This is a genomic window from Paenibacillus sp. FSL W7-1088 (assembly GCF_037969855.1).
Lineage (GTDB): Bacteria > Bacillota > Bacilli > Paenibacillales > Paenibacillaceae > Paenibacillus.
Genome location: NZ_CP150216.1, coordinates 3,787,026 through 3,804,796, shown reverse-complemented (window position 1 = coordinate 3,804,796; position 17,771 = coordinate 3,787,026). Strand labels below are relative to the sequence as shown.

Sequence of the window (17,771 nt, the reverse complement as noted above, 5' to 3'; positions counted from 1 at the left end):
ATGAGAGGTGAAAAAATGAAGAAAATGTATATTGGTGCAATTGTTTTATTGCTCTTAAGTGTCCCAGTCGCAACATTTGCAGCGAATAGTGTATCGGAGAAAATTAGTATTAAAATCAACAATACAGAAATAAAAACAAAAACTGATGTGGAGCCCACAATAATCAACAACCGATTGTATGTCCCGGTTAATATATTTAGAGACGCCGGCTTTTCAGTATCCTTTAAGAATTCAACGCTCACCATGGTCAATAGAAATCTCTACTATGCTAAAAACCTAGAGGAACTAAATGCTTTTCATTATACCTTCATCAATCATTTTCAGAAAATAGATCAGGAAATAACGAATATCCTTGGGAATCTGTTATTGCAAAATGAAATTGATACCACAAAATTAATGGAGTTAATCCGTTATGTTGAAATAGAATCTAAGGGCTTTAATACTGAAAATTTCACTCCTATCATGGATTATTCTTCTTCGTTTGCTTTTGCCAGTGCAAATGAAAGTATAAATGCTTACAAAGAAGCTGTTAACTCACTTATCACGTACACTGAAGATGAGAAAAAGGAAGATTTAGAACGTTTTTATGCTCAGCGTGAAATTGCTCTCAAATATTATGCTGACTTCTCATACGATTTTGATCTTGTTTTCAAACGAAGTTATTTTAATGTGATAAAATATTGAAATAACCTTCAATGTTAAAAGATTACAACTATAATAACCTACTGTTAAGGGGAATAGCCTTTACAGTAGGTTTGTTTGATTAAAGCTATTAGCGTAATGAGGCATGATTTAACAAAGCGATCGGTGGAGCAGTGGATTGTCTTATAAGGGGGATTGAAAGCATATTACGCTCTGCTTTATGACGCTGTTGAGCTACCGGGAAACGATAACTCAATGTTACCAAGAAAGCAGCTGATCCATATTGAACTGCACCCCAATTGTTAGACACCATCTAACAATTGGAGGTGCAGTTTTTTTGTCAAAATTTAATTTAGACTTGAAAATAGAAGCTATTCATCAATATTTATCAGGAAATGAAGGGATTAAAAGCATTGCGAAATCCTTAGGAATTAATCATGAAATCCTGCGTATGTGGATCAAGCAATACGAATATCACGGTTTAGAAGCTTTTGAAAAAACCTATACAGCTTACTCTCTAACCTATAAACTAGACGTACTCAACTATATGAACGAAAATGGGACGTCTCCAAATGAAGCTGCGGTCATTTTCAATATCTCTTCTCCAGGGGTTATTCGAAGGTGGCGCAGTCAGTTCAATGAAAATGGGATCGACGCCCTAAAACCAAAGATAAAGGGGCGTCATTGTATGACGGATAAGAATAAAAAAGGACTTCAAAAGCAAGAACCTGCTGAGGGATCGACTGAAGCTCTACAAGCTGAATTAGAACGTTTGCGTATGGAAAACGCCTACTTAAAAAAGTTGAATGCCTTAGTTCAAAACAAGGAAAAATCACCAAACAAGACAAAGCGCAAGTCGTCTATGAATTAAGGCTTGAATTCCCGGTGGTTGCATTATTAGCGTTCGCTGAAGTCCCACGTAGTACCTTCTATTACTGGGTGAAGCAGTTTGACAAGCCCGATCTAGACGCAGACCTGAAACTCCTTATTCAATCCATTTATGAGGAACATCACGGGCGTTATGGATATCGTCGTATCTGTGATGAACTAGTTAATCGTGGACATCGAGTTAACCATAAAAAAGTACTGCGTATCATGAAAGAATTAGGCTTGAAATCAGTGGTGCGTATGAAGAAATATCGTTCCTATAAAGGAACTGTAGGTAAAATTGCACCCAACGTACTGGATCGTAATTTTCTAGCAAAAAAACCAAATGAGAAATGGGTTACGGATATTACAGAGTTCAAGTTGTTTGGAGAAAAGATGTATTTATCACCTGTTCTGGACTTGTATAACGGTGAGATTATTACGTACACAGTAGGGTCTCGCCCTACGTATTCCTTAGTCTCCGAGATGCTAAATAAAGCCTTTAAACGCTTGTCCAACGAGGATAAACTCCTCCTGCACTCGGATCAAGGCTGGCACTACCAGATGAAACAGTATCGACAGGCTTTAAAGGGACAAGCGATTACCCAGAGCATGTCACGCAAAGGGAATTGTTATGATAACGCAGTAATGGAGAACTTCTTTGGCATTATGAAGTCAGAGTTTTTTTATCTTCATGAATTTGAAAGTGTAGATCACTTCAAACAAGAGCTAGCACGATACATGGATTACTACAATCACAAACGCATCAAGTCAAAATTAAAAGGCATGAGTCCGGTACAATACCGGGCTCATGCCCAACAAATTGCATAAAAATATTTGTCTAACTTTAAGGGGTCACTTCATATGATCGGCTGCTTTTGTTCAACTAAAGAATTATGGAAACGTTCAGAGGAAATGACGGGAATTAAATTCTAATGGTAATAACTAAAGGATGATATGATGAACGAAATGATCAGAATTGATTCGATCTCTTCCTTACATGAGCATTTGGGGTATGATGACAAACCCAAACATGTTTTCATCCGGATTTGATGTCGAGGGATAGGAACATGGTCCCGTTAAAGTCGCTATTTTAGCGGCTTTTTTGTTTTATCGGTACAAGTTCTTGTCCCGAGTCAAGGACAAGAACTTGTACCGATTGCCGAAATGGACAAGAACATGTTCCGATTACCGATTAGATGTTTATCTAATCGGGATTTCCAGCTTTTTTATTAAGCTAACGGTCAGGTTAGCTCAACAACTTTTGGAGACATGGATTTATTATTATACGTAGCTGGTTAGTATGGTGATTTGAGGGTCTTCTTTCAGTCAGTTGATTCCTTATGGAAGGATGGCTAAGTTAGAAATTAAGAAGGGTGCTCGCAAATGACTGAGCTGTTAGCACCGTTGTCCGAAAGCTAGGGATTGCTCACTTCTTGGACCAACTTGCTATCACGCTTGATAATCGCAATTGGGTGTATCGTGTCCGAAATGGCCATTGCGAGATCGTAATCGAAGATTTTCTGGAAAAAGCTGTTGAATGATTGGTGATATTCAAGAATTACTTCATCATCTTCCGTTCCTTGAGGATAATTCGATGAGTGCGGCGCACTGCTCCTTGTTTTATATAGATATCATATCAAACCCCCTGTTTGATTAAACTCCAGATGCGTTCAAACCGCTCTTGGTAGTCTGGTGAATTCCAGGATTCTTTAAAAGAGGGAAGACTAAACACTGCAAAAGCAGATAGGATTGCCTCTGCCCGTTCAAAGTGAGGATCGTTATAATCCATAAACCTATCAATAATTTGATATGAATCCCAGAGCACATCACGTAATACCATTGGATTACTGTCCACATATTGTGTATTCAAAGCGAACATTTTGGGATTCTCGTTATAAGCGCGTTTTTTGGCATTCACAAATGCCCAAAGCCAATCGTGGAGCACTTCCTGAGGTGAGGCCGAGTTAGCCATGTTTATACTGATTTGTTCTGAAATCATGAGATTGAACCAGTCTTTAGCTACAGCTGCCCAGAGTTCTTGTTTATTTTTAAAATGCTTATAGAGTGCTGCATGAGTGATATTCAATTCATCCGCTATTTGTGAGAGCGTCACTTCGGATTTCTCCGTGCGCTCAATTAATGCCTCGGCGGTTTCAATAATAAGCTGCTGCGTGATTTTAGCCATTTGTATTGGCAGGTGAATATGAGGCTTTTTGAAGCGAGCAGTTACTGCCATACCCCAGTCTCACACCGTGCTGCCTACCCTTCTTTCGTTCATTAGTCTTTACCAACCGGTGATCATACCTTCAATTTATTTTAGCATATAAAATATATAGTAACAAATGTTGACTTTTGTAACCAATAATATTATGCTTGCTTCGCAAGTTACAAAACCCAACAAATGTTACTTGGTAAATTGCGTATAGGAGGATATTTTTATGAAAGCAGCACAAATTACTAAATATTCAAAACAGTTTAAAGTTGAAGTGCGCGATATCCCAGTCCCGGAAATAACGGATTACGAAGTTTTGGTTAAGGTGAAAGCTGCGGCGGTTAACCACTTGGAACTGCTTATCGCGACTGGAAGCGTGAAGTTAATCCAGGACTATGAGTTCCCACTGACACTCGGTAATGAGCTCACAGGTATTGTTGAGAAGATTGGCAAGAACGTCACGGGTTTCCAAGTTGGTGATGCTGTTTATTCACGCCTGCCGCTGCAAAAAATCGGGGCGTTTGCCGAATACGCGGCGATTCATGCGGATGCCATCGCATCCCTACCGGGTAATCTGGATTTTGTAACCGGTGCGGCTGCACCTCTAACAGGATTGACTGCCTATCAAAGTTTGCATGAAGAGCTAACACCAAAAGCTGGCGAAAGCTTGTTCATTCCGGGCGGCTCTGGTTCATTTGGCCAAATGGCTATTCCTATCGCCAAAAGCATGGGGCTTAAGGTCATCGTTAGCGGAAGTCCAACAGCACGCGAACGTACAATGGCCGCTGGAGCTGATCAATACATTAATTACACGACTGAGAACTATTGGGAACGACTTCGCGATCTTGATTATGTGATCGATACCTTGGGACCCAGTGAATTTGATCATGAACTCTCCATTATTAAACCAGGCGGTCATCTTCTGTCTCTAAGGACAGGCCCTAATAAACGTTTCGCCAAAACAATGGGCTTGCCGGGCTGGAAACAAAAGCTATTCCATATTGCCGGGGCCAAGTATGATCACAAAGCAAAGAAAAAGAAGATCGAATATCATTTTGTCTTTGTACGCAGCGATGGAGAGCAATTACGGAAAATTACTAAGATTATTGAAGAGAACCGGATTGTTCCCGCGGTGGACCCCACAGAGTTCCACATTGAAGATATCAATGAAGCTCTAAATCTTGTTGCAACAGGTCATCCTAAAGGGAAAGTTATTATCCGATTTTAAAGAAAGGGGGTGATGATCATGAAATTGAAAGGCAGAACCATTCTGGTGACCGGCGGTACGTCTGGAATCGGCTTTGCTTTTGCGAAGCGTTTGCTCGATATGGGGAATACGGTAATCATAACTGGGCGCTCGCAACAACGAATCGACCAGGTTGTAAAAAACAATCCGGGCCTTATCGGCATAGTGGCTGATGTTAGTGATCCCAATAGTGTAGAGTATCTTGCGAAAGAACTAACCATTCACTATCCCAAACTGGATATTATTATGAATAATGCAGGTATTATACACGAATTCGACTTGTTTGATGAAACAGTCACTTACGAGCACCTTACTGCAGAAATTGCCACAAATTTGAAGGGGACAATCTACACGACCAAGGCATTGTTACCCCTGTTAGCTAAACAACAGGAGGCAATGATTGTTAACATGAGTTCTCTACTTGCCAATATCACTATTGCCAACGCACCTACGTATTCTGCTACAAAAGCTGGCATTCACATGTTTAGTGATGCGTTACGTGAGCAAATTCGGGCTAAGGGTAAAAACATCCATGTAGTGGAACTTTGTCCACCGGTTATTTCCGAAACCAATCTCACAGACACTTTTGACGAAGGCTTCTTGAATAAGATCATTTCTTTGCCATTAGAGAATCTTGTACATGTGGGTATTAAAGGGATGGAAAAAAATAAACTTCGAGTGAATGCAGGGTTTACGAAAGTTATGCGCTTTTCCATGAAGTTCGCTCCAGATTTCATCACACATACTTGGGGGCGAATGCTCCTTAAATCAAAGCAGTAAGCATTAATAAGTGATGACATCTTTAAAATTATTTACCGATCGTTCTCAATATGTTATATTGAATAACAGGGAGGGAACCGAATGGCAAGGAGTAAGGAATTCGAAGAGAATGTAGTATTAGATAAGGCGATGAAGCTTTTCTGGGAACAGGGTTACGAGAAGACATCGATAACGGACTTAGTGGAGCATATGGGGATTCACCGAAGAAGTTTATATGACACTTTTAGCGACAAGCACACGCTGTTTCTGAAAGCGATGGACCGATTTCACGATAAATTAAGTGCTGGGCTTGCAGGAGAGGTTAAACGCTCAAAGACTGCTGCGGAGGCATTACAGCTTATTTTCAGTTCCGTAATCTGGAGTGAAGATGACTCACCTTCCGGTTGTTTGATGGTAAATTCAGCTGTGGAATTGGCAATGCGGGATACCGAAGTAGATACAAAGACCAGAGATTTGTTTGCTTTATCAGAACAGTTGTTTAAAGATATTATTTGGTGGGGACAGCAGAATGGAGAGTTTAGCGTTGATTTTAGTGCTGAAGACCAAGCGGAACATCTGCATGCTGTTTATGTAGGGATAAGAGTAATGACAAGAACCTCCATACCCACGGAAAAATTGCAGCATATAGCCGATGCATCGATTCAACTGCTAATTAAATAATGATTAAAGATCCGACTAAGATAGTATGATTGTATCATTCCCTATGCCTTTTCTAGTATGATCGTTCTTAAATCGTTTATCTATCCTTCATCAAAATAAACTTTCATAAACGGTGCTTTATTCTCCTATTATTAGAATGATCATTCTTGAATGATTCAGCCTTTGGACGCCCGATTTTATAATGAATGATTACCATCAAAAAACAAAAAAAGGAGCTAATACAATGAACATTTCTGAACAAGTCGCATTTGTTACTGGAGCAAACAGGGGGCTTGGCCGCCAGCTTACGCTTGAACTTCTATCTAGAGGGGCTAAGGTTTACGCAGGGGCAAGAAATCCCGAGACGATCGATATTCCAGGGGTTACACCTGTAAAGCTTGATGTAACCAATCCTCAAGAGGTAGCAGCAGCTGCCAGTCTTGCTAAGGACGTTACCCTTTTAATCAACAATGCAGGATCATCTACAGGCGCTTCTCTGCTGGAAGGGGATGTGGAAAAAATCCAGCTGGAATTGGATACGCATTTCTTCGGTACGTTATCCATGGTTCGCGCTTTTGCCCCGGTTATCGAAAACAACGGTGGAGGTACGGTGCTGAATATTCTTTCCGCATTATCTTGGTTCAGTGGCGGAACTGCGGGTGCTTATACTGCTGCGAAGGCTGCAGCTTGGGCATTGACGAACGATCTGCGTTTGAATTTGTACCCTCGTCAGATTAGAGTTGCAGGCTTACATGTAGGATTTATGGAGACAGACATGACAGCCGGTGTAGATGCTCCCAAATCGAACCCTTCGGATGTTGCGAGAATGGCTATTGATGGCATCGAAAGCGACAGCTTTGAGATTCTTGCCGATGATAACAGTCGAATGATTCAAGCTGGACTTTCCGGTGGAGTTGCTACTCTATACCCGCATCTTTCTTAATTACAAGTACTGTTTTGAACTAAACATTGAAGAGGAGTGTACAGAATGAACAAATTGTGGAGTGAAACCAAAGTCGGTAACCTGAAATTGCCGCATCGTTTAGCTATGGCACCGATGACACGCAGCAGAGCAGAAGAAGACGGTACGCCGGGTGAATTAACCTCCCTTTATTATGCACAAAGAGCATCGATGGGGCTTCTAATTACGGAAGGTGCACAACCATCCGATGATGGTCAAGGATACCTGTGGTCACCAGGGATCTATACGGAACATCATATTGAAGGGTGGAAAAAAGTCACGGATGCCGTTCATGCAGCAGGCGGATTTATGTTCATCCAGTTAATGCATGCTGGCCGGATGTCACATCCCGACAATACCCCCCATCATCGTCAGCCCGTTGCGCCGTCAGCGATTGCTCCCGGTGTACAGATGTTTACTGCTAAAGGAATGCAGGACATCCCAGTTCCGCGCGAGTTAAGCAAAGAGGATATTCAGACGACTATTGCCGATTTCCGTAAGGCAGCAGCAGCAGCTATTGAAGCCGGTGCAGACGGCGTTGAAATTCACGGAGCAAATGGATATCTCATTAATCAATTTATTGGTGAAAATTCGAATACACGGACGGATGAGTATGGAGGATCGATCGAAAACCGGGCCCGTTTCGCGATTGAAGTGACGAAAGCCGTTGTAGAAGAAATTGGCGCAGAAAGAACAGGCTTCCGTATTTCACCGGGAACACCTCTTGGAGGAATTCAGGATGGGAAACAAGGACCTGAACTGTATCTCTACCTGGTCCAACAATTAGCGAAGCTGGATTTGGCTTACCTTCATGTGATGCATCTTGGAAATGAAAAGCTGCTCCAGAGCGTCCGCTCCATTTGGACCAATCCACTATTAGTCAACCGGGCAGGACGTGCTCTGGAGGATCTGAGTGTCGATCTTGACAACGGCATAGCTGATATCATACCAGTTGGTGCATGGTCATTAGCTAATCCGGATTTAGTAGAGCGCCTTAAAACAGGGGCTCCACTAAATGAGGCAGATCCTACAACCTTCTTCGCGGGGGGAAGCAAAGGTTACACGGACTATCCTACCTTGAAAGAATTAGAAGCACACAAGAGCTAAGGAGTAGTTACATCAAAAAAAGCAAAGAATGCAGTATTTTACAGAAATCTATGGCGTACAGACTTCACACAGGGGGATGGAGCAATGAGCCCAAGTCCCATATTTGGAAATTCAGGTATTGGTATGCTCTGAACGAGAACAGAGCGGAGGCAGAGGAGCATTCCCCAAGGGGATCATAAGCTGAGGGGATTTATTTTTTTCTTCATTAAGCTACTCGTAGATATTCGTTAGGAGATAAACCCTGATTGTTCTTCATTTCTCCAAACAAAGTGCGCGCTTACGACTAGAACGTAAATAAAACGAATACGAGGAAGTCTCATATTGGGAGATCTCTCGTATTCGTCTTTTTAGTCAGCATACTTGTTTATAATCGTATGAGCAGCCTCATCCGCTATTTGAAAAGCCTGCTCTCGTGAAATACTGAAATCAAGCAGCAACATTTTGGGCCATAGCACTTGCCCAGCAATTAGACTCATAAATTCATTGGCCGTTTTTGACGCATCCGGCAGATTTATATTACCCAATTGAACTTCATCTACTAAATATTGCGTCAATTTCTGATGCACGGCGCCTTCGCCCAGTTCATAATGAAAAAGACTGAGCTCGGGGAACTGCTTGGCTTCTGCAATGACGACCCGGAATAAAGGAGCCATTCCATCACGAGTCAGCACGCATGCGTAGTCTCGTCCGAACTTTATTAATCCTTGCAGGGGAGAGCCGAGCACCGGTAGAAAGTCCCATTCGGGATCAAGCTCCCAAAAATGCTTGACGATGGTTTCAAAAATCAATTCCTTCGTCGGGAAATGATTGAAAAGTGTACCTGTAGAGAGACCAGCAAGTTTTGCAATCTGAGCTAAAGTAGTACGCGCATACCCTTTTTCAAAAAACAGTTCTTGTGCGGCGGCAATCGCGCACGCCCTTTTTTCTTCCTTTATACGTTCATGGTAAGTTGATTTTGTTCCCATAATTCCACTCCAAAGTTGGATTTAAGTCTTATCAGAGGGATAGCACCCTTTTCTCTACTATACAACAGTTGATCGTGTTCTAAAAGAAAAAGCTGCCTAAGCACCCTCGGAGGGCTTAAGCAGCAATAGGGCTAACATATTAGAGAATCGTTTGAGCGCCATCCAGAACCAAGTCAACGCCAATGGTGAAGCGGGACTCATCCGAAGCCAGATAAACAACAGCTTTGGCAATCTCTTCGGCAGTACCCATGCGTCCAGCCGGAATCCCGTCACGAATGCGGTTAATAACCATCTCACGAATTTCGTCAGACACGCCGAGCTTGTTCTTATCGTAAAGCGGGGTATCAATCGGTCCAGGACTCACCGTATTGAAGCGAATTCCGTGAGACGATAATAAGTCGGAATTCCAGGCTTTGGTCAGGGTGGAAATGGCACCTTTAGTAGCCGCATAAGCGTTGGAATGTGCATATCCGGCATGAGAACTGCTCGATCCCATTAAAACGACAGAGGATGGGTTCGCCATCACTGGAGTCAATGCCTGCATTAAGAAAAATGGAGCTTTTACGTTGATGGCAAACAAGCGGTCAAAGGCTTCTTCATCGATTTGCTCGAATGGACGCCAGTCAGATACGCCTGCGTTTAAAAAGGCAATATCCAGTTTGCCAAAATGTTGTTCAACGCGTTCAGCCAGTTGAAGTTGAGCGTTGAGGTCTCGGGAATCTGCCTGAAGCACAAGGACTTGATTTCCGAGTTCCTTTTGTGTTTTTTCTACATTTGCCGGGGTTACTCCGGTGACAATCAATTCAGCGCCTTCAGCCAGAAATTGTTTGGCTGTCTCCAAGCCAATTCCGCTGGTGCCACCCGTAATAAGTGCTCGTTTACCATTAAGTCTAGTCATGTTAAAACCTCCATCGCAAGATACTTACAAGGACAAATATAAGCGAATAATAATGTTAAGTCAAGTAACTCAACTTTATTTATTTTTTCTTATGTGCTAAGATCACTTTGAGAACAGCAGACTGTGAATACAGAGATAAAGAAGTTTTTTTATTCGTTTAGAGAAAGTGAGAGATGGACACTAACAAATGAGGGAGGAGTAGTCCTGATGGGACATCAGCTACATAGGTTCAACGTCTGAAGATCGTTATCAAGTAGGAGAATCCGGGAGGTCTGCCAGTGTCTAAATTAGATACAAATACTCGTACAGAAGAGTATTTGTATCTATAGGAAGTCGGCCCCCGTTTGCGATTGAAGTCACGAAAACCAATCGCTGAATAATTTGTTTCAGAGAATAGAAGAAGGTTGATAAGATTTTGAACTCTTATGCAACTCTTTTTGATAATGTTGGGCTATATCATGACTATTAATGTCTCTATGGAAGGTGAGTATACATTGAAAACAATGGTAATTATCGGTGCAGGACCAGGTCTGGGATTCTCGCTGGCCAAGACTTTTGGAAAAAACGGTTTCCGTATCGCCTTAGTTTCAAGAACACAGGAGAAATTGGACAAATATGCAGAGCAGCTTGGTGAGATGGGAATTGAAGCTCAGGGTTTTGCTGCCGATATCACTAACAAAATGCAACTTATGAGAGCTTTTCAAGAAATTAAGAATACGTTCGGTACCATCGATGTCTTGGAGTTTAGCCCGCATAGTGGAAATGTTACTACAACATCTGTTCTGGAAACGACTGATGAGAGCGCACTTCAATTTTTTAACAATGTTGTCATCGGAGCTATTAATACAGCTAGACAAGTCTTTCCAGAAATGATTGAACGGGGTGAAGGAGCTCTTCTTTTCACAAGCGATCTTTCCGCAATGAGTCCAAGCTCTATGTTTGGAAATTCAGGTATTGCCATGTCAGGACTCCGAAACTATATTCTTAGTTTACACGAGCGTTTGCTTCCTCTTGGAGTATTTGTGGGTCATTTATCCATTAGTCCTTTAATCAAACAGGGTACAAGTTTTGATCCCGATCAAGTGGCTGAGGCTTGGTACAATCTGTATGATAAAAGAACAGAGGTAGAGGATACTTTTCCTAAGGGAATCATGCAATTTATCAACAAATAAATAAATGCTAGGACTTATATAAATCCTGACTATATTAGACGTTTTTTAGTAACCATAACACGCGTGTTGAATATCTAATTTATGTAAATCGAAATCAACGGGCAATTGTTCCGTAAGAAACAAACGAAAAAAACGAATAAATGAAAGCTCTACATGTTTGGGTACGTTCATTTTTGCCGACTCATAGAGACTTTTGAGGATAACATAAGCGATTAAAGCGCCATATAACTGACCATAAACGGCATTTTCGTTGTTCCAAATAAGGTGGGCACATTCAGATTTTGCTTAATCCAACGGAAAAAGAGTTCGACTTCCCAGCGAGCTTTATACATTTGAGCAATTTGCTCACCGCTAACCTCCATTAAATCGGTAGCCACTCGAATTTCTCGACCCTCGTAATCCTTAAAAAACCATCACCCGGTGACGTTCCTGACTACGATTTTGGGGCGTACCTAGCTGGCATGAAATGTCCCGGATCACACCAGAATCCTTCGATGGATGTCTACGCAGGGAGCGAGGCTGGTGCAAATAAACGTTATCTCGGAGCCTGACCACATAAGACTGGTTGCTGGTTTTGAAGCGATCCAGTCGCTCGATTTTTCCATAGGCTCGATCCATGATCATAATGAAGTCGGGGTGGACAAGCTGCTCTGAAATCTTTCCATTCCCGAAGGAGGAGAAAAAGTACCTTGTCAACGTACCGAGGAATTCAGGTCATTTATGACCTTGGGTTTCTTTTCTACATTCTGCTAATCGGGCGAATCCAGGTGAATCGCCATCTTGTTCATGTTCAGTACGGATGCCGTCATCAGCGCTGCTTCCAAACGTTAGACAGCCCTTGGACGATTGTCGATCCGGGTACTGGCGGCGGTACAACACCAACCAACCCAGGTACTGGTAATGAAGGTGGCACCGCGCCGACTACTCCAGCAACACCAGGAACTGGTGGGGCGGTTACAAACCCATCATCTGGGGGAGTACGACAAGTGGAACCAACGCCAATGGAGGAACAGAAGTTAATGGAACAGTAACAATTCCAGGACCCAAAGGTGACAATGAAGTTGAAGTTATTCCTGAAGAAGAAACAGAGCCTAAAACCTATTCTGATATAGATGGTAGTTATGCAAAGGAAGCAATTCTTTCTCTAGCTTCAAAAGGAATTGTTAAAGGTTACGCCGACGGGACTTTTGGGATCAAGAAGGAAGTAACCAGAGCTGAATTTGCAATCATTCTAAATCGTGCCTTGAGGTACACATCGTCATCACAGTATGCTGGAACGTTTAAAGATATCGATCCAGAAGCTTGGTATGTGTCAGAGCTTAACTCGGCCATTGAAAATAATTATACCTGGTCATATTCCCCCGTTCAGTAGGAAAAGTAATAGAAGAGAGCGCTTCAAAGAAATATATTGAAACGTTTCCAACTTGGTGTTATGATGGATTTCATCAGAGAGATAGGCGGGGGGGTTAGATGTCAAGTATTAAAGATGTAGCCAGCTTAGCTGGTGTAGCTGTGGGAACCGTGTCCCGTGTTATTAACAATTCGGGCGCCGTTAAACCCGCAACACGCAGAAAAGTCGAGAAGGCCATACAAGAGTTAAATTATATCCCTAATGAGATTGCCCGAAACTTCAAAATGCGGAAGTCCAAGATGGTAGCCCTGCTGCTCCCGAGTATCTGGCATCCTTTTTTTTCCGAACTGGCTTATTACATTGAAGATGAGCTGGATCGGGAAGGTTTCAAGCTCATGCTGTGCAATAGCGGTGGCAAACCTGAAAAGGAATTATATTATCTTGATATGCTGCAGCAAAACAAAGTGGCGGGTATTGTCGGCATTACGTACAACGATATCGAAAATTATGTCAGCAATGACATTCCGATTGTCAGTATCGATAGACACTTCAACAAGAAAATTACATGTGTTACGTCGGACAATTATGAAGGAGGGCGCCTGGCGTTAAGGGAACTTGTCAAAGCAGGAGCCAAAAAACCGGCTTTTATGGGGAGTGTCACTTCTGTTTTCAGTGAAACCATGAATCGGAGAGAAGGTTTCATTCAGGAAGCCAGAACCATGGGGGTTGACTACGTTGTATACGAGAAGCCAGACCCGGTTTTGGACGATGATGCCTATTATGATGAGTTTCTAAAAGAGCATGGGGATGTGGATGGTATTTTTGCCATTACGGATATGTTCGCCGCCAAATATATAGAAAGAGCCGGCAGGCTGGGCATTAGCGTTCCGGAGGATGTAAAGGTCATCGGATATGATGGCATTCAGGATCATCCTTATTTCCATCCAATATTGTCAACGATCAGACAACCTGTAGAGGAGATGGCACGTACGGCGATCAGGCTGCTCTACCAAAAGATCGATGGGGAAACATTGGACCGGGAAGTTTATCGTCTTCCAGTCATATTTAGACAAGGTGAAACGACTTGATGGTTCCTGAGAACAAAAAGCTTCACCCTTTTAAGTAGTTTAGAAAAACATCAGCAGCCACGGCCGCTTCACCGGGTGGATTAGCCGGGTGACGTTTTTCTCATGTTAAATTGGAAACGTTTCAATTAATGTGGAAGCGCTTCATATAAATTGGAAACGTTTCAATAACAAATAGTAATTTTATGATGAAAGGGAGTATGACGGTGATTTCACGAGATTCCGGAGGAGAACAAACCCTGATCAAAGAAAATCGCAAAACTTGGAGTCGAATTAAACGCAACTATGAACTGTACCTGTTCCTGCTGCCGATCATTCTGGTTTATCTCCTGTTCAAGTACTACCCGATGTACGGAGTACAAATTGCATTTAAGGATTTTTCACCAAGCCAGGGCATTTGGGGCAGTGAATGGGTGGGGTTCCGGCATTTTATTGATTTTTTCAATTCTTATAACTTCTGGACGATCATGAAAAATACGCTAACACTCAGTTTTCTATCGCTTGTGTTCAGCTTCCCGGCTCCTATTATTATCGCAATTATGCTGAATCAGATGCTGGGTAAGGGATACAAGAAATTTATCCAGACCGTCATTTATGCGCCACACTTTATTTCTACCGTTGTACTCGTCGGTATGCTCCATGTTTTCTTATCGCCAAACAGCGGAATCGTGAACCTCATCATTTCCTGGTTCGGTGGAGAACCGATTCTATTCATGGCTGACGAAGGCTGGTTTCGTCCTTTATACATTTTGTCCGGGGTATGGCAAGAGACCGGTTTCGCCACCATTATTTACCTGGCTGCGCTTGCCGGGGTTAATCCCGAATTGCATGAAGCCGCGATTATGGATGGAGCCAGCAAATGGAAGCGTGTATGGTATGTGGACATTCCGTCGATCTTGCCGACAATTGTCATCCTGCTCATTCTCGCACTCGGGAACGTCATGAGCATCGGTTTTGAGAAAGCATTTCTAATGCAAAGTGACCTGAATTATGCAACCTCCAATATTATTCCGACCTATGTATATGAATTGGGGATTCAGAAGGCGCAGTACAGCTTTTCTACAGCGGTCGGACTGTTCAACTCCGTCATCAATATCATCCTGATTGTCACCGTTAACCGAATTGCCAAAAAATTAACCGAAACCAGTTTGTGGTAGGGGGGATTGACTTTGAACCAATTTTTGAAGAGAAAAAGCAGAGGAGACGCATGGTTTGACGCTATCAACTATTTCTTCTTGACCGTCGTTATGCTGCTTGTATTATTTCCGCTGTATTTTGTGCTGATTGCTTCATTTAGTGATCCCAATCTAATTTATTCAGGGGAAGTATGGTTATTACCAAAGGGATTCACGCTCGACGGCTATGAACGAATATTCAATGACTCCTCCATATGGATCGGGTATGCGAACTCCATATTATACGCTGGCGTAGGAACCTTGATCGGAGTAGCGGTTACCGTATTTGCAGCTTATCCGTTAGCACGGAAGGATCTGGTTGGAAGGTCGGTCATCATGTGGTTTTTACTGATCACCATGTTTTTTAGCGGCGGGTTGATTCCGACATATTTGTTAATCAAGGATCTTCACATGCTGAATACGATCTGGGCGCTTGTGATCCCGGGTGCCGGTGGCATAATGAACGTCATTATCGTAAGGACCTTCTTTCAGTCCTCCATCCCGGATGAAATGAGGGAAGCAGCGTCGATCGACGGATGTTCCAACACTAGATTTTTCTGGAGTATTGTGTTGCCTTTATCCAAGTCCATTTTAGCTGTCATGGTGCTGTATCACGTCGTCGGCTTCTGGAATGGTTTCTTTGACGCTTTGATCTATTTGAACGACGAAAGCAAATATCCGCTTCAACTGGTGCTTCGCAATATTCTCGTCCAGAACCAAGTAAACTCCGGCATGATGGTGGATGTCGAATCCTACGCAGCGAAGATGCGCGTAACGGAACTGATTAAATATGGAGTCATCATGGTATCCAGTCTGCCGCTGCTGATTTTGTATCCTTTCCTGCAAAAGTACTTTGTCAAAGGCGTAATGATCGGCTCGATCAAGGGATGATGTTGTCATGGTACTTGAAAGGGGGGATGTGCAGCAGAATCGATATATCTGCATCCAGACCACTATAGGTAAGACAAGGTAAGATATTCAACTTGTGGAATGATCTTGAGGGAGGTTATGCACGATGAAAACTGTATTCAAAAGAGCGGGAATTCTTATGATGGCTGGAGCTTTTGCGCTGAGTGGATGTTCAGGAGACTCCAAGAATCAGTCGGAAAATTCCGCTGCGAGTTTTAACAAAACGGGTCTTCCGATTGTGAATGAACCGGTATCGTTAAGGATGGTATCCCCGAAAGCTGCTTTGGCACCAGAGTATTCTCAAATGGAAATCTTCAAGAAGCTGGAAGAGCAAACCAACGTTAAGATCGAGTGGGAGAACATTCCGGATACCGACTTTACCGAGAAGAAAAATTTGTTGCTGGCCAGCGGAGATTTGCCTGACGCTTTTTACGGAGCAGGATTCTCGGATTACGAACTGGTCAAATACGGTGATGACGGGACCATTCTTCCATTGGAGGATTTAATCGATCAATATGCGCCTAACCTGAAAGCGCTTTTAGAACGCAGACCTGACATCAAATCCTCGATCACGGCACCGGATGGGCATATTTACGGACTGCCTTCTTGGGAAGAGAACAATCTTGGAACAAACCCCTTCTTTCACGTTATCAATAAAAATTGGCTCGACAAGCTGGGGCTGAAAATGCCGCAGACACTGGATGAATATACGGAAGCATTAGTTGCCTTTAAAACACAGGATCCAAACGGTAACGGCAAGGCGGACGAAATTCCGCTGAGCTTTATGCATATGCAGTGGTGTATGGACATTGCTGGGATATTCGGAGCATTCGGACTTCCGGATAACATGGAACATCGGGTCGTCCGGGACGGAAAAGTGATCTTTACTGCTACGCAGCCTGAATATAAGGAAGCGTTGAAATATTTTAATGAAAAATGGTATAAGCAGGGCTTGATTGATCCTGAATCGTTCACCCAGGACGCTGCTCAGTATCTGGCCAAAGGGAAAACAACAGTCGAAACGCTCGGCTCCTATATCTGGTGGGAAGTCGATGAGGTGGTCGGAACGGAGCGAAGCGAAGATTATGCTCTGCTGTCCCCGCTCAAAGGACCGAACGGGGATCAATCGATCGGTCGGGGCAACGGTGGCGGCCCAGGACGCGGTGCTTTCGTGATTACTAAAGAGAACCAGAATCCGGAAATCACAATGCGTTGGATCGACCAGCAGTATGAACCGTACATGGCTGCTCAAATCCACTGGGGACCGCTGGATGTCGTATTCAAGAAGGACGAAAATGGGAAATTGGTGAACCTGCCGATTCCTGAGGGCACTTCCGCTGGCGAATTCCGTCAAAAAGTGGCTCCAGGCGCAGGCGGCCCTGGCGTCATAACCATCGAAGATTTGGGAAAAGTAGTTGATCTGGAGCCTAGAGCCCAGCAGCGCGTTAAAGACTTGGAGAAATATTACGATCCCTATATGGAAGAGGAAAACTACCCAAGTATCTTCTTTGAGCCAGAGGAGCTGGACAAAATCAATCGAATCGAGCCCGAATTGATTAAATATGTAAATACCCAGCGAGGAAAATTCATTGTTGATGGCGGCGTGGATGAGCAGTGGGACAGCTATGTGAAGAACCTGGATAAGATGGGATTGAACGAATTGATGGAGATCTATCAAAAGGGGCTGGATCGTTATAACGCAAGTTTAAACAAATAATTAATCAAATCGATGATCATGGAATTAACAAGACGGGAAGGG

At 43.0% G+C, this 17,771-nt stretch carries 18 protein-coding genes; 14 read left to right on the top strand and 4 right to left on the bottom strand.

The annotated features are described in order from the left end of the window. Positions 1-15: 15 nt before the first annotated feature. Positions 16-684: a hypothetical protein gene (locus MKY42_RS17100; RefSeq protein WP_090898636.1), complete on the top strand. Its 669-nt coding sequence runs from the start codon at positions 16-18 to the stop codon at positions 682-684. 295 nt (positions 685-979) lie between these two features. Then, a protein-coding gene (locus MKY42_RS17095; RefSeq protein ID WP_339843497.1) for an IS3 family transposase occupies positions 980-2,340 on the top strand; the annotation gives its coding sequence in 2 pieces (ribosomal slippage) (positions 980-1,436 and positions 1,436-2,340; 1,362 coding nt in all). Between the two features lie 808 nt (positions 2,341-3,148). Here MKY42_RS17095 and MKY42_RS17090 read toward each other — a convergent pair. Continuing rightward, complete coding sequence (locus MKY42_RS17090; protein WP_218152273.1) at positions 3,149-3,748, bottom strand: TetR/AcrR family transcriptional regulator; 600 nt, start codon at positions 3,746-3,748, stop codon at positions 3,149-3,151. 202 nt (positions 3,749-3,950) lie between these two features. Here MKY42_RS17090 and MKY42_RS17085 point away from each other — a divergent pair, with 202 nt between their 5' ends. From MKY42_RS17085 to MKY42_RS17065, 5 genes are all read left to right on the top strand, one after another. Beyond that, a complete protein-coding gene (locus MKY42_RS17085) occupies positions 3,951-4,952 on the top strand; it encodes an NADP-dependent oxidoreductase (RefSeq protein WP_179264633.1) in 1,002 nt (333 codons plus the stop codon). An 18-nt stretch (positions 4,953-4,970) separates the two neighbouring features. Beyond that, on the top strand, positions 4,971-5,750 hold the full coding sequence (locus MKY42_RS17080; protein WP_339843493.1) for an SDR family NAD(P)-dependent oxidoreductase: 780 nt from the start codon (positions 4,971-4,973) through the stop codon (positions 5,748-5,750). Between the two features lie 81 nt (positions 5,751-5,831). Beyond that, on the top strand, positions 5,832-6,410 hold the full coding sequence (locus MKY42_RS17075; RefSeq protein ID WP_090898626.1) for a TetR/AcrR family transcriptional regulator: 579 nt from the start codon (positions 5,832-5,834) through the stop codon (positions 6,408-6,410). Between the two features lie 223 nt (positions 6,411-6,633). Further along, positions 6,634-7,332 (top strand): SDR family oxidoreductase, encoded by a 699-nt coding sequence (locus tag MKY42_RS17070; protein ID WP_179264637.1) that lies wholly within the window; start codon positions 6,634-6,636, stop codon positions 7,330-7,332. A gap of 45 nt (positions 7,333-7,377) precedes the next feature. Then, a complete protein-coding gene (locus MKY42_RS17065; protein ID WP_179264639.1) occupies positions 7,378-8,457 on the top strand; it encodes an alkene reductase in 1,080 nt (359 codons plus the stop codon). Between the two features lie 347 nt (positions 8,458-8,804). On the opposite strand, the gene MKY42_RS17060 is transcribed toward MKY42_RS17065, so the two are convergent. Next, positions 8,805-9,422, bottom strand: coding sequence for a TetR/AcrR family transcriptional regulator (locus tag MKY42_RS17060; protein WP_090898619.1), 618 nt, complete (start codon positions 9,420-9,422; stop codon positions 8,805-8,807). A gap of 139 nt (positions 9,423-9,561) precedes the next feature. Further along, positions 9,562-10,320, bottom strand: a complete 759-nt coding sequence (locus MKY42_RS17055; protein ID WP_179264641.1) for an SDR family oxidoreductase — start codon at positions 10,318-10,320, stop codon at positions 9,562-9,564. Positions 10,321-10,823: 503 nt separating this feature from the next. Here MKY42_RS17055 and MKY42_RS17050 point away from each other — a divergent pair. Continuing rightward, positions 10,824-11,492: an SDR family NAD(P)-dependent oxidoreductase gene (locus MKY42_RS17050; protein WP_256222212.1), complete on the top strand. Its 669-nt coding sequence runs from the start codon at positions 10,824-10,826 to the stop codon at positions 11,490-11,492. Positions 11,493-11,704: 212 nt separating this feature from the next. Here the strand turns inward: MKY42_RS17050 and MKY42_RS17045 are convergent, their stop codons facing one another. Next, positions 11,705-11,869 carry a transposase gene (locus tag MKY42_RS17045; protein WP_143067025.1) on the bottom strand — a complete coding sequence of 55 codons (165 nt, stop codon included), beginning with the start codon at positions 11,867-11,869 and terminating at the stop codon, positions 11,705-11,707. Between the two features lie 121 nt (positions 11,870-11,990). Here MKY42_RS17045 and MKY42_RS17040 point away from each other — a divergent pair, with 121 nt between their 5' ends. The 6 genes from MKY42_RS17040 (at position 11,991) to MKY42_RS17015 (ending at position 17,729) form a co-directional block, all read left to right on the top strand. After that, positions 11,991-12,146, top strand: a complete 156-nt coding sequence (locus MKY42_RS17040; RefSeq protein ID WP_339843487.1) for a hypothetical protein — start codon at positions 11,991-11,993, stop codon at positions 12,144-12,146. Positions 12,147-12,181: 35 nt separating this feature from the next. After that, complete coding sequence (locus MKY42_RS17035; RefSeq protein ID WP_179264643.1) at positions 12,182-12,523, top strand: hypothetical protein; 342 nt, start codon at positions 12,182-12,184, stop codon at positions 12,521-12,523. A gap of 439 nt (positions 12,524-12,962) precedes the next feature. Beyond that, complete coding sequence (locus MKY42_RS17030; protein WP_090898607.1) at positions 12,963-13,931, top strand: LacI family DNA-binding transcriptional regulator; 969 nt, start codon at positions 12,963-12,965, stop codon at positions 13,929-13,931. Between the two features lie 197 nt (positions 13,932-14,128). Then, positions 14,129-15,085: an ABC transporter permease subunit gene (locus tag MKY42_RS17025; RefSeq protein WP_192264214.1), complete on the top strand. Its 957-nt coding sequence runs from the start codon at positions 14,129-14,131 to the stop codon at positions 15,083-15,085. A gap of 12 nt (positions 15,086-15,097) precedes the next feature. Continuing rightward, a complete protein-coding gene (locus MKY42_RS17020; RefSeq protein ID WP_090898601.1) occupies positions 15,098-15,994 on the top strand; it encodes a carbohydrate ABC transporter permease in 897 nt (298 codons plus the stop codon). Positions 15,995-16,118: 124 nt separating this feature from the next. Continuing rightward, positions 16,119-17,729, top strand: coding sequence for an ABC transporter substrate-binding protein (locus tag MKY42_RS17015; RefSeq protein ID WP_339843484.1), 1,611 nt, complete (start codon positions 16,119-16,121; stop codon positions 17,727-17,729). Positions 17,730-17,771: the final 42 nt, after the last annotated feature.

Excerpts from the sequence above, each read along its gene's own strand:
- MKY42_RS17100 (WP_090898636.1), top strand. The coding sequence starts at position 16 with ATGAAGAAAATGTATATTGGTGCAATTGTTTTATTGCTCTTAAGTGTC.
- MKY42_RS17090 (WP_218152273.1), bottom strand. The coding sequence starts at position 3,748 with ATGGCAGTAACTGCTCGCTTCAAAAAGCCTCATATTCACCTGCCAATA.
- MKY42_RS17085 (WP_179264633.1), top strand. The coding sequence starts at position 3,951 with ATGAAAGCAGCACAAATTACTAAATATTCAAAACAGTTTAAAGTTGAA.
- MKY42_RS17080 (WP_339843493.1), top strand. The coding sequence starts at position 4,971 with ATGAAATTGAAAGGCAGAACCATTCTGGTGACCGGCGGTACGTCTGGA.
- MKY42_RS17075 (WP_090898626.1), top strand. The coding sequence starts at position 5,832 with ATGGCAAGGAGTAAGGAATTCGAAGAGAATGTAGTATTAGATAAGGCG.
- MKY42_RS17070 (WP_179264637.1), top strand. The coding sequence starts at position 6,634 with ATGAACATTTCTGAACAAGTCGCATTTGTTACTGGAGCAAACAGGGGG.
- MKY42_RS17065 (WP_179264639.1), top strand. The coding sequence starts at position 7,378 with ATGAACAAATTGTGGAGTGAAACCAAAGTCGGTAACCTGAAATTGCCG.
- MKY42_RS17060 (WP_090898619.1), bottom strand. The coding sequence starts at position 9,422 with ATGGGAACAAAATCAACTTACCATGAACGTATAAAGGAAGAAAAAAGG.
- MKY42_RS17055 (WP_179264641.1), bottom strand. The coding sequence starts at position 10,320 with ATGACTAGACTTAATGGTAAACGAGCACTTATTACGGGTGGCACCAGC.
- MKY42_RS17050 (WP_256222212.1), top strand. The coding sequence starts at position 10,824 with ATGGTAATTATCGGTGCAGGACCAGGTCTGGGATTCTCGCTGGCCAAG.
- MKY42_RS17040 (WP_339843487.1), top strand. The coding sequence starts at position 11,991 with ATGTCTACGCAGGGAGCGAGGCTGGTGCAAATAAACGTTATCTCGGAG.
- MKY42_RS17030 (WP_090898607.1), top strand. The coding sequence starts at position 12,963 with ATGTCAAGTATTAAAGATGTAGCCAGCTTAGCTGGTGTAGCTGTGGGA.
- MKY42_RS17025 (WP_192264214.1), top strand. The coding sequence starts at position 14,129 with ATGACGGTGATTTCACGAGATTCCGGAGGAGAACAAACCCTGATCAAA.
- MKY42_RS17015 (WP_339843484.1), top strand. The coding sequence starts at position 16,119 with ATGAAAACTGTATTCAAAAGAGCGGGAATTCTTATGATGGCTGGAGCT.